General features: G+C 68.3%; 7 protein-coding genes and 2 pseudogenes. 6 read left to right on the forward strand and 3 right to left on the reverse strand.

The window, feature by feature from the left end; all coding sequences use genetic code 11:
- Nucleotides 1-227: 227 nt before the first annotated feature.
- Both GFH49_RS36740 and GFH49_RS36745 read left to right on the forward strand, forming a co-directional pair.
- Complete coding sequence (locus tag GFH49_RS36740; RefSeq protein ID WP_155060396.1) at nt 228-1,835, forward strand: peptide-N4-asparagine amidase; 1,608 nt, start codon at nt 228-230, stop codon at nt 1,833-1,835.
- A 169-nt stretch (nt 1,836-2,004) separates the two neighbouring features.
- Nucleotides 2,005-3,423 carry a cation:dicarboxylate symporter family transporter gene (locus tag GFH49_RS36745; RefSeq protein ID WP_155060397.1) on the forward strand — a complete coding sequence of 473 codons (1,419 nt, stop codon included), beginning with the start codon at nt 2,005-2,007 and terminating at the stop codon, nt 3,421-3,423.
- Nucleotides 3,424-3,480: 57 nt separating this feature from the next.
- Here the strand turns inward: GFH49_RS36745 and GFH49_RS36750 are convergent, their stop codons facing one another.
- On the reverse strand, nt 3,481-3,924 hold the full coding sequence (locus GFH49_RS36750) for a MarR family winged helix-turn-helix transcriptional regulator (protein WP_155060398.1): 444 nt from the start codon (nt 3,922-3,924) through the stop codon (nt 3,481-3,483).
- Nucleotides 3,925-4,017: 93 nt separating this feature from the next.
- Between GFH49_RS36750 and GFH49_RS36755 the strand changes: the two genes are divergently transcribed.
- Together GFH49_RS36755 and mltG are read left to right on the forward strand one after the other, a co-directional pair.
- Entirely contained in the window at nt 4,018-5,826 is a 1,809-nt protein-coding gene (locus GFH49_RS36755) for an ABC transporter ATP-binding protein (RefSeq protein WP_155060399.1), read from the forward strand.
- A 43-nt stretch (nt 5,827-5,869) separates the two neighbouring features.
- Nucleotides 5,870-6,709: an endolytic transglycosylase MltG gene (mltG, locus tag GFH49_RS36760; RefSeq protein ID WP_155060400.1), complete on the forward strand. Its 840-nt coding sequence runs from the start codon at nt 5,870-5,872 to the stop codon at nt 6,707-6,709.
- 12 nt (nt 6,710-6,721) lie between these two features.
- Here mltG and GFH49_RS36765 read toward each other — a convergent pair.
- Nucleotides 6,722-7,519: pseudogene (locus GFH49_RS36765) on the reverse strand (NAD(P)-binding domain-containing protein); the annotation flags it as partial.
- Nucleotides 7,520-7,570: 51 nt separating this feature from the next.
- Between GFH49_RS36765 and GFH49_RS36770 the strand changes: the two are divergent.
- Both GFH49_RS36770 and GFH49_RS36775 read left to right on the forward strand, forming a co-directional pair.
- Nucleotides 7,571-7,723 (forward strand): annotated as a pseudogene (locus GFH49_RS36770) (YjbQ family protein); the annotation flags it as partial.
- 80 nt (nt 7,724-7,803) lie between these two features.
- Nucleotides 7,804-9,531: a recombinase family protein gene (locus GFH49_RS36775; RefSeq protein ID WP_196218249.1), complete on the forward strand. Its 1,728-nt coding sequence runs from the start codon at nt 7,804-7,806 to the stop codon at nt 9,529-9,531.
- Here the strand turns inward: GFH49_RS36775 and GFH49_RS36780 are convergent.
- Nucleotides 9,463-10,640 (reverse strand): IS3 family transposase gene (locus tag GFH49_RS36780; RefSeq protein ID WP_155056154.1). Its coding sequence is split into 2 segments (ribosomal slippage): nt 9,463-10,379 and nt 10,379-10,640, totalling 1,179 coding nucleotides; the frame shifts between segments, so codons are not numbered across the junction. The two genes, GFH49_RS36775 and GFH49_RS36780, sit on opposite strands and share 69 nt — an antisense overlap.
- Nucleotides 10,641-10,687 lie beyond the last annotated feature (47 nt).

A 10,687-nucleotide genomic window follows, 5' to 3' on the forward strand; every position in this document is an offset into this window, starting at 1 on the left:
CGGAAGAGGTGGAGGACGGAGGTGAGGACGGAGGTGGAGGACAGGGGCGGCGGACAGGGGCGGGAGGGCGGCGACAAGCCGTGACAGGTTCGCGTCGCAACGTGTCCAGAGGCAAACGGTTTTCCGGGCCGGCGAACAGATCCGGCTGCGAGGGCGCCGGAGCCCTCGCCGGATCTGTCTCTGCACCTCATTGCCAAGGGCGCCCGACTCCCCGTAGAACACCGGCCATGAAGAGACGGATCATCATGTCCATGCTCGCCGGAGCGACCCTCCTCGCGAGCACCTTCCTCACGGCGGCCCCCGCTCAATCAGCCGACGTCCCGCCCGAGTTCAGCACCACCGACTGGCACGACCCCCTAACCGCCGTCCCGCCCGTCCCCAAGCCCTCCGGCACGTCCTGCCAAGTCACCCTCGCCGAGGCGCAGTTCCGGGACTTCACGCCGTACACCGGCGCCTACACACCGCCGGACGGCTGCGGCGACCGCTGGAGCAAGGTGGTCCTGCGCATGGACGGCACGGTCAAGGGACGGCAGTTCGACCGGCTCGGGTATGTGCGTCTCGGCGGTGTCGAGATCTTCCGTACGTCGACACCGCAGCCGTCGCCCGACGGCATCGAGTGGTCCGTCGAGAAGGACGTCACGCGCTACAGCGACACCTTCCGCAGCGCCCAGGACGTCGAGATGCTCATCGAGAACGTCGTGGACGGCACGTACACCGGGATCATCGACGTCAAGGTCACGCTGACGTTCTACGCGGCCGAAAAGACCAGCACACCGGCAACAGCCCCCGACCAGATCCTCACCCTCGCCGCCGACTCCACCCTCACCGCCCCGCGCAACAGCGAACGCATCGTCGCCGAGGTGTACGCCACCGGCTCCGGCGGCGGCTGCGAGGAGTACTGGTATCTGACCGTGCCCGACTCGGCGCCGTACTCGTGCCAGGCCGATGGCGGCCCCTACCGGGAGGTACAGGTGACGGTCGACGGCCAACTGGCCGGAATCGCCGCGCCGTTCCCGACCGTGTGGACCGGTGGCTGGTCGAACCCCTTCCTCTGGTACGTCGTTCCGGGCCCGCGCGCCTTCGACATCAAGCCGATCGAATACGACCTGACACCGTTCGCCGGCCTCCTCAACGACGGCCGTCCGCACCGAGTCGAGGTCTCCGTGGTCGGCGTCCCCGAAGGGCAGACCGGCTGGAGCACTCCCGTGAACGTCCTCGTCTGGCAGGACGCGAAGAGTGCACACGTCAGCGGGAAGCTCACCGCCCACCGCACGGCCGAACTCACCAACTCCTCGACGTATACGCCCGGTTCGCAACACCGAGTGGACACCGAAGGCGGACATCGGCTCACCGTCGCCGGATACGTCGACACCTCGCACGGCCGGGTGACGACCACCGTCAGCCGATCCCTGGCGAACACCTCCGTGCACCGCTGGACGGAGGGCGAGACGGTCGACGGTCTCGACGCCCGCTGGACGGACGACGAGTCGGTCACCGTCGATGGACGCGGTCCGGCCCGGACGACGCGCACAGAGCGGACGTACACGATGGACGGCACGACCACGATCGGCGCGGGCGACCGGTTGCGGACGGTGCTGTCGCTCGGCGACCGCGCCTCGGTCGTCGCCTTCCAGGGTGGCCGGCGCCTCGCGTGGTCGCGGCTCGACGACACCTATGCGGGCGACGCCACGTACACGACCAACGTGCCGCGCGACCAGCGGCACGCGGTCGGCACGACGAGCGAGCGGTACCGGCTGCAGGGGACGGGCGGGTGCTACGACCGGGCGCTGACGACTGTTCAGGGGGTGCTGACCGAGGACCGACGCAGCTGTTGAGGTCTGTGGTATGTCACATGCCACCAGGGGCGGATTTACATGACCGATACACAAAGGTTTCCGGAAGGATCAACGGCGCCCGGAGAGTGATCGGCACGGAAACCGCTTTCCGTATGGCAGAAGTCCTACGGGGCTTCTGCTGTACCGCCGTCCCCTCTAGGAGTTGCCCGTGCCGCCGTCCGTCCCGTCCCTGCCGCGACGCGTCGCACGCATACTGCGTACCTCTCTCTTCGCGCAGGTCGCCTGCGCGCTCGTGCTGGGCATCGTCGTCGGCAGACTGTGGCCCGACTTCGCCGCGGATCTGCAGCCGCTCGGCGACGGTTTCACCCGGCTCATCAAGACGATCATCTCGCCGCTGGTGTTCTGCGTGGTCGTCGTCGGCATTGCCAAGGCCGGTGACCTGAAGGCGTTCGGCCGGATCGGGCTGAAGGCCCTGATCTGGTTCGAGATCGCGAGCACGCTCGCCCTGCTCATCGGACTTCTCGCCGCCAACGTCGTGCAGCCGGGTTCGGGGATGAACGTCGACCCGTCCACGCTCGACACCTCGGCGGTCGACGCGAAGACCGGCGGCGGGGAGCTGCCCTCGACCACTGAGTTCATCATCGACGCGATCCCGACCAGTTTCATCGGAGCCTTCGCCGAGAACGAGCTTCTCCAGGTGCTCATCCTGGCCTGTCTGGTGGGCGCCGCGCTGCTCCACCTCGGCCACACCAAGGTGCCGCAGGTCCTGCCCGCCATCGAGCAGGCCCAAGAGATCATCTTCGCGGTCGTCGGCTTCATCATGCGCCTCGCCCCGATCGCGGTGTTCGGTGCCATGGCCGTCCTGATCGGCCAGTACGGGCTCGGTGTCATCGAGACCTACGCCAAGCTGATCGTCCTGTGCTATGCGGCCGCGGCGTTCTTCATAACGCTGCTCGCCGTCGCCCTGCGGATGGTCACCGGGCTGAGCCTGTGGAAGTTCCTGCGCTACATCCGTGAGGAGATGCTCCTCGCGCTCGGCACCGCCTCCACGGAGTCCGTCATGCCGCGGGTGATGCAGAAGCTGCGCAAGGCCGGCGCCCGCGACGACGCCGTCGGGCTGGTGCTGCCCACCGGCTACTCCTTCAACCTCGACGGCGCCTCGCTCTACCTGTCCATCGGCACGCTGTTCATCGCGCAGGCCGTGGGCGTGGACCTCAGTCTGAGCCAGCAGATCACCGTGATCCTGGTGCTGATGCTCACCAGCAAGGGCATGGCGGGCATCCCCGGTTCCGCCTTCCTCGCCCTGTCCGCGACCGCTTCCTCGCTGGGTGCCATCCCCGCCGGGGCCGTCGCCCTTCTGCTCGGCGTGGACCGCATCATGGACTCGATGCGCGTCGTCACGAACCTGCTCGGCAACTGCGTCGCCGTGTTCGCCGTGTCCCGGTGGGAGGGTGCGCTGGACATGGAACGGGCGAGGAAGGTGCTGGGCGGAGAGGTCGAACCCACGGCCAAGGGCGGCGAAACCGACGAGTCCACCCCTGCCGACGAGGCGCCGCGAACTGATGCCCCCGCCCCCGCCGCCGTACTCACCCGGCCGGCCAAGGAGCCCGCACCCGAGGCCAGTTGACGCACCACACCCTCATGCGGCCACCGTCCCTTTCCAGGGGTGGTGGCCGCGGCATTCTCAACCCTGCCGCGCCTTGTCCACCAACGTGTCCAGCAATGACCCGAGCACGGCACGCTCCACGTGCGTCAAGGGCGCCAGGATCTCGTCGGCCGCCGCTCTGCGCGCCCCCCGAAGCTCGCCCAGCGCCTTGTGCCCGTCGTCGGTCAACTCGATGCGGATCACCCGCCGATTGCTGGGGTCGGGCACTCGCCGCACCTTTCCGCTCGCCTCCAGCCCGTCGACCAGCGAGGTGACGGCCCGCGGGACCACCTCCAGCCGCTCGGCGAGGTCGGCCATACGTGGCGGCGCCTCGTAATGCGCGAGGGTGCGCAGCAGCCGGGACTGCGCCGGGGTTATGCCCAGGCCGGACTGCTCGATGTGCCGCTTCTGGATCCGGTGCACACGCCGGGTGAACCGCAGCAGCTGCTCGGCCAGCGGACCGTCGGGATCGGGGGTGGTCATGCGGGAACAATATCAGGATGCCGTTCATTGTGAGTATAGGTAACAATGAGCTATGCTCCGTCAATCATCGTCCACTCACCACCGCAGGAGCCCATGAAACCCGAGCGCGAACCCGCGTGGACCCCGCCCGCCGACGCCGACGCCGAGGAGCAGCCCCGGCAGGTGCGGCGCATCCTGGCACTCTTCCGTCCGTACCGCGGACGTCTCGCCATCGTCGGCCTCCTGGTCGGCGCCTCGTCCCTCGTCTCCGTAGCCGCCCCCTTCTTCCTGAAGGCCATCCTCGACACCGCGATCCCGCAGGGCCGCACCGGGCTGCTCAGCCTCCTCGCGCTCGGCATGATCCTGAGCGCCGTCCTCACCAGCGTCTTCGGCGTCCTGCAGACCCTGATCTCCACGACGGTCGGCCAGCGCGTCATGCACGACCTGCGCACCGCCGTCTACGACCGGCTGCAACGCATGTCGCTCGCCTTCTTCACCCGTACCCGCACCGGCGAGGTCCAGTCCCGCATCGCCAACGACATCGGCGGCATGCAGGCCACCGTCACCTCCACCGCCACCTCACTGGTCGCCAACTTCACCAGCGTGGTCGCCACGATCATCGCGATGATCGCGCTGGACTGGCGACTGACCGTCGTCTCGCTGCTCCTGCTGCCGGCGTTCGTGTGGATCAGCCGCCGCGTCGGCGACGAACGCCGGAAGATCACCACCCAGCGCCAGAAACAGATGGCCGCGATGGCCGCCACGGTCACCGAGTCGCTTTCGGTCAGCGGCATCCTGCTCGGCCGCACGATGGGCCGCTCCGACTCGCTGACGAAGTCGTTCGGGGAGGAGTCCGAGGAACTGGTCGACCTCGAAGTGCGGTCGAACATGGCCGGGCGCTGGCGGATGGCCGTCATCACGATCGTCATGGCCGCGATGCCCGCCGTCATCTACTGGGCCGCGGGCATGGCCCTCCAGCTGGGCGGCCCCGCGGTCTCGATCGGCACCATCGTCGCCTTCGTCTCCCTCCAGCAGGGCCTGTTCCGCCCGGCCGTGAGCCTGCTCGGCACCGGCGTCCAGATCCAGGCCTCTCTCGCCCTGTTCCAGCGCATCTTCGAATATCTCGACCTGCCCATAGACATCACCGAGCGCGAGCACCCCGTCCACTTGGACCGCGTCAAGGGCGAGGTCCGCTTCGAGGACGTCGAGTTCCGCTACGACGACAAGAGCGGGCCGATCCTGGACGGCATCGACGTCACCGTCCCCGCCGGCGGCTCTCTCGCGATCGTCGGCCCGACCGGCGCGGGCAAGTCCACGCTCGGCTGTCTGGTGCCGCGGCTGTACGACGTCACGGGCGGTCGCGTCACCCTCGACGGCATCGACGTCCGCGACCTCGACTTCGACACCCTCGCCCGCGCGGTCGGCGTCGTCTCCCAGGAGACGTACCTCTTCCACGCCTCCATCGCCGAGAACCTGCGCTTCGCGAAGCCGGAGGCCACCGACGAGGAGCTGCACGCGGCGGCCAGGGCGGCCCAGATCCACGACCACATCGCCGCGCTGCCCGACGGGTACGACACGGTCGTCGGCGAACGCGGTCACCGCTTCTCCGGCGGCGAGAAGCAGCGCCTGGCCATCGCGCGCACGATCCTGCGCGACCCACCCGTGCTCATCCTCGACGAGGCGACCAGCGCCCTGGACACCCGCACCGAGCACGCCGTCCAGGAAGCGATCGACGCACTGTCGGCCAACCGCACCACGCTCACCATCGCGCACCGCCTGTCCACCATTCGGGGTGCCGACCAGATCGTGGTCCTGGACGCCGGGCGCGCGGTCGAACGCGGCACCCATGAGGAGCTGTTGGGCCGCGAGGGCCGGTATGCGGCTCTGGTCCGCAGAGACGCCCAACTGGAGCCGACAAGGTGAAGATATGCCGAGTTTGTGACGATATGCGGGTTACGGTCTCCGCATGTACTTCGACACTCCGCCACGGAGCACCATGCGACTGACGCGTCGGGGCCGTATCGCCCTCATCGCGGCCGGCGCCGTCCTGGCCGGCACCGCCGTGGCGGTGCCGCTGCTCACTCTGGGCGGCGAGGAAGAGGCCGAGCCGGCGTCCCTGGTGATCCCGGAGGGCTGGCGTGCGGGCCAGGTCTACGACGCCGTCGACAAGGCCCTTGAGCGACCGCCCGGCACCACCAAGAAGTCTCTGGCCAAGGCCAACCTGAGGCTGCCGGTCGACGCCGAGGGCAACCCGGAGGGCTATCTCTTCCCGGCGACGTACCCGATCGACGAGAAGGCCACGCCGGAGGCGCTGCTGTCGACGATGGTCGACACCGCCAATCAGAGGTTCAACGGCGTCCCGATCGCCGCCGGTGCGCAGCGCAACGCGATGAACGTCTATCAGGCGGTGACCATCGCGAGCATCGTGCAGGCCGAGGCCGCCACCAAGGCGGACATGGGCAAGGTGGCCCGGGTCATCTTCAACCGGCTCGAACGCGGTATGCCGCTCCAGATGGACTCCACCATCAACTACGCGCTCAACCGCTCCACCGTGAAGACCACCCTCGACGACCTGCGGATCGAGAGCCCCTACAACTCGTACCAGCGCATGGGACTGCCGCCCACACCCATCGACAGCCCCGGCGAGGAGGCGCTGCGCGCGGCGGCCACTCCGACGCCGGGCGACTGGCTGTACTTCGTCACGGTCAAGCGGGGCGACACCCGCTTCACGGCCGACTACGCCGAGCACCAGCGCAACGTGGCGGAGTTCAACGCCCTCCAGAAGGCCCCGCAGGCCACGACATGACCGGCAGGGGCATCACGCGGCGACCGGCTCCTCGGCGGGCAGTCGCCTGATGTCCCGCACGGCCGCACGGCCCGCCCGGTTGGCGCCGATGGTGCTCGCCGACGGACCGTAGCCGACCAGATGGATCCGCGAATCGGCGACCGCGCGGGTCCCGTCGAGCCGGATCCCACCGCCCGGCTCGCGCAGCCTCAGCGGCCTCAGATGGTCGATGGCGGCCCGGAACCCGGTCGCCCACAGGACGACGTCGGCGGACACGTGCCGCCCGTCGTTCCACGCCACCCCCTCCGGGGTGACCCGGTCGAACATCGGCTGCCGGTCCAGGACCCCGTCCGCGAGCCCTTGCCGAATCGCGTCGTTCAACAGCAGCCCCGTGACGGACACCACGCTCCGCGGCGGCAGCCCCTGCCGCACCCGTTCCTCCACCAGGGCGACCGCAGCACGGCCGGCGTTCTCGTCGAAGGGCCCCTCGCGGAAGACCGGGGGCCGCCGGGTGGCCCAGGTCGTGGCCGCCGCGTACGGGGCGATCTCCAGAAGATGCTGCGTACCGGACGCACCCCCGCCGACCACGGCGACCCGCAGCCCGGCGAACTCCTCCGGCCCCGCGTACTGCGCCGTGTGCGACTGCCGGCCCCGGAAGGTCTCCTGACCGGGATAGCGCGCCGAGAACGGCCGGTCCCAGGTTCCCGTCGCGTTGATCAGCGCCCGGCTCGACCACACGCCGTCCGAAGTCTCCACGAGCAGCCGCCCCGCGTCGCCCGCACGCACGGCACGGACGTCGACGGGCCGCCGTACCCGCAGATCGAACGGCCCCGAGAGTTCTGATGACGTGCGCGGCGGGTGGTGTGCGCGAGGATGGGATGCATGTCAGATGCCTTCACCACCCGCGTGCTGAACGTGACCTCCGGTTCCACGGAGCGGGTCGTCGATCTCACCCACGACTGCGAGACCTTCCTGCGGGAGACGGCCGCCGGCCGCGACGGCCTGCTGAACGTCTTCGTCCCCCACGCCACGTCGTGTGACTTGCAACTGTCACGTTCCCCAGTGAACCGACTCAGCGGCCCCTAGAGGTGTGGGCCCTGGGTGGAGGGCCCACAGTGAGCATTGCGACGATTGAACGGCCGACGACGCGGGAGAACCCGGGCACGGCCAAGGTGGCAGGCATAGACCTGACCCAGTTCCTGGACGACATCACCGGGTGCCAGCCGGAGGACCTGGCGGACATCTACGTCCGGCGGTCCAAGCCCAAGGAAGACCTGGCAACCCTGACCAAACACGCCTGGGACATGGTGGAGGCGGCCCACCGGGAGGACCGCAAGGTCCGGGCCGTGTGGTGGGAGCAACGGAGCGCATCCAAGTCGTACGTACGGCGGGATGAGCTGGAGGCGGCCATGGCGGCCGTCATGGAGGGCCATTCCAAGACGCTGTATGTCCGCAAGCTGGACCGGTTCGACCGGCGCGGCATGGGGACCGTGGGCAGTGCGCTGGATGAGCTGGACAAGCGGCGGGCCCGGCTCCGGGTGGTGAAGGAGGGCCTGGACTCCAGCGTCCCCGGCCAGCGCATCATCTTTGCCGTTCTGGCGGAGCGGGCCCGTGAAGAGGCCCAAGACATCGCGTGGCGCACCCAGGAGGGCAAGGACGCCCATAAGGCCCTGGGGGAGTGGCAAGGGGGCGTCGTCCCGTACGGCCTGGAGCGTGACCCCAACAAAAAGGGCCGTCTCCGGCGGCGGGCCGACGAGTACCCCATCGCGCGGGAAAAGATCGCGGTCCCACTACTGAACGGCGATTCAGCACGTACGGTTGCCCACCGGCTGAACGCGGAGGGCATCCGAACCCGGAACGGCAAGCTGTGGTCGGCCACGACCGTGGCCAAGCTGGCCCATTCCCCACTGTGGGCTGGGTTGCTCCCCGACCGTGAGCGCATCATGGACGAACACGGCAACCCCACCGGCCGATGGAGGCACACGGGACGGGCGTACCTGGATGAGAAGGGGCGCACAGTCAGTGTCGGCCAGGGCGTCATCACCAAGGGCGAACGCGCCCGTATTCAAGCCAAGTTGGCGGCCCGTACCCGGCCCGGAGGCGGGGGCAAGCGGGCCCCGGAATACCTCCTGACGGACACACTCCGGTGCGGCCGATGCCGTGGCCCGATGGAGGGCGGCGGACAGGTGGCCCTTGGCGGCCGGTATCACTGCCGTAAGTGGTCCAGGGAGGGCAAGGCCGGATGCCTGGGCGTCATCACCCGCGCGTGCCGGGTGGATGAGGCCGTGACGGCCATGTGGTGGTCCCACGTGTCGGCCCTGGAGCCGGGGGACGCTGCCCTGGACGCCATCGCACGCCGCTGGGTGTCCATCAAGGACCCCGAAAAGGACACCCGCCGTAAGGAGATCGTGGCGGAGCTGGACCAGGTGAAGGCCCGCATGGAGAAGCTGGACCACGACCACTACGTCCGGGGGAAGCTGTCGGAGGAGCGGTACGAGACGCTGAGCGAACAACAGGCCAAGATCCGAACCGAACTGGAGGCGGAACAGGAGGAGTTGGCAAGGGATTCGGACCTGTCGGCCCTGTTGAGTGACCCGGAAACCCTCCGGGAGGTCTGGGAGGCTTCACCGCAAGACGAACGTCGGGAGTTGATCCGGTGTGCGCTCCCCCGGGTGACGATCGCACCCGCCAAGGGTCAGGGTGACAAGACGCCCATCCTGGAGCGGTTGACTGAGGGGCCTCGCGTTCCACGGACAGGGATGCGACTGTTTACTTCAGGCGACGATTCGCAACTTCACATGTTCGGCGTGGACTTCTCGCGGAGGGCGATAGCCGACGGCTGAGTGAAGGCGCTTGCGATTGTACCAGAATTCGATGTACCGGGTGATGTCATGCCGGGCGGCCTCGCGAGTCAAGTACGTTACCCGCGACACTCGTTCGTTCTTCAGGGCCCCGAAGAACGACTCCGCCATGGCGTTGTCGAAACAGATCCCGGTACGCCCGGCCGACCGGCGAAGTCTCAACCCCTCGAGAACCTTTGCGTACTCGGCGGACATGTAGTTGCTGCCCCGGTCGGAGTGAAATATGGCACCCTTCGAGAGCTTCCTGTTCCGTGCCGCCTTACGGATGGCCCGGGATATCAATGGCGTCTGGTAGTGGTCGTCCATGGCATAGCCGATGACCTCTTTGGTGCAGCAGTCGATAACGGTTGCCAGATACAGCCAGCCCTCGCCGGTGGGAATGTAAGTGATGTCACCGACGAGTTTTTCACCGGGTGCCTCGGCGGTGAAGTCGCGGCCCACGAGGTCCGGCACCGGACCGGGTGCCGCCTGGGTGAGAGACCACTGCTTCGGCCGCGGCTGGCAGGGCACCAGGCCCAGCTCGCGCATCAGCTGGCGGACCAGCTCCGGGCCGGCGGCGACGCCCCAGCGCAGCAGCTGCGCGTGGACGCGCCGATAGCCATAGGTGCCGTCGGACATGTCGAACGCCTTCTTGATGAGCAGCCGCAGTTCCTCGCGCCGCTGGGCGGTCGCGGAATCGGGCCGGTTTCTCCAGTCGTAGTAGCCGGACTTGGACACGCCGAGTTTTCTGCACATGAACTCGACGGAGTACGCGCACTCCGCGTTGTCGAGCCGCATCGAATCGATGAACTCGTACTTGCTCGCTACCGGGGATCCTTCGCGAAGTACGCTGCGGCTTTTTTCAGGAAGGCGTTCTCCTGCTCAAGCTCTCGGTTCCGGCGTCGCAGCTCCTTCAATTCGGCACGCTCGTCCACCGGCAGCGGCCCAGCCTGCTGTCCGTGCTCGCGCTCATGCTGGCGCACCCAGGTGCGGAGCGTCTCGGGATTCACGTTGAGTTCCCGGGCGACATGAGCGACCGGCTTGCTGGATTTCAAAGCCAGTTGGACCGCTTCTTCACGGAACTCCGGCGAGTACGGACTTGGACGTGCCACTTGCTTCTTCCCTCGATTCCTTACAGGACAACCCTATTGGGTCCCTG

Origin of the sequence: Streptomyces blattellae (assembly GCF_009709555.1) — a bacterium.
GTDB lineage: Bacteria > Actinomycetota > Actinomycetes > Streptomycetales > Streptomycetaceae > Streptomyces > Streptomyces blattellae.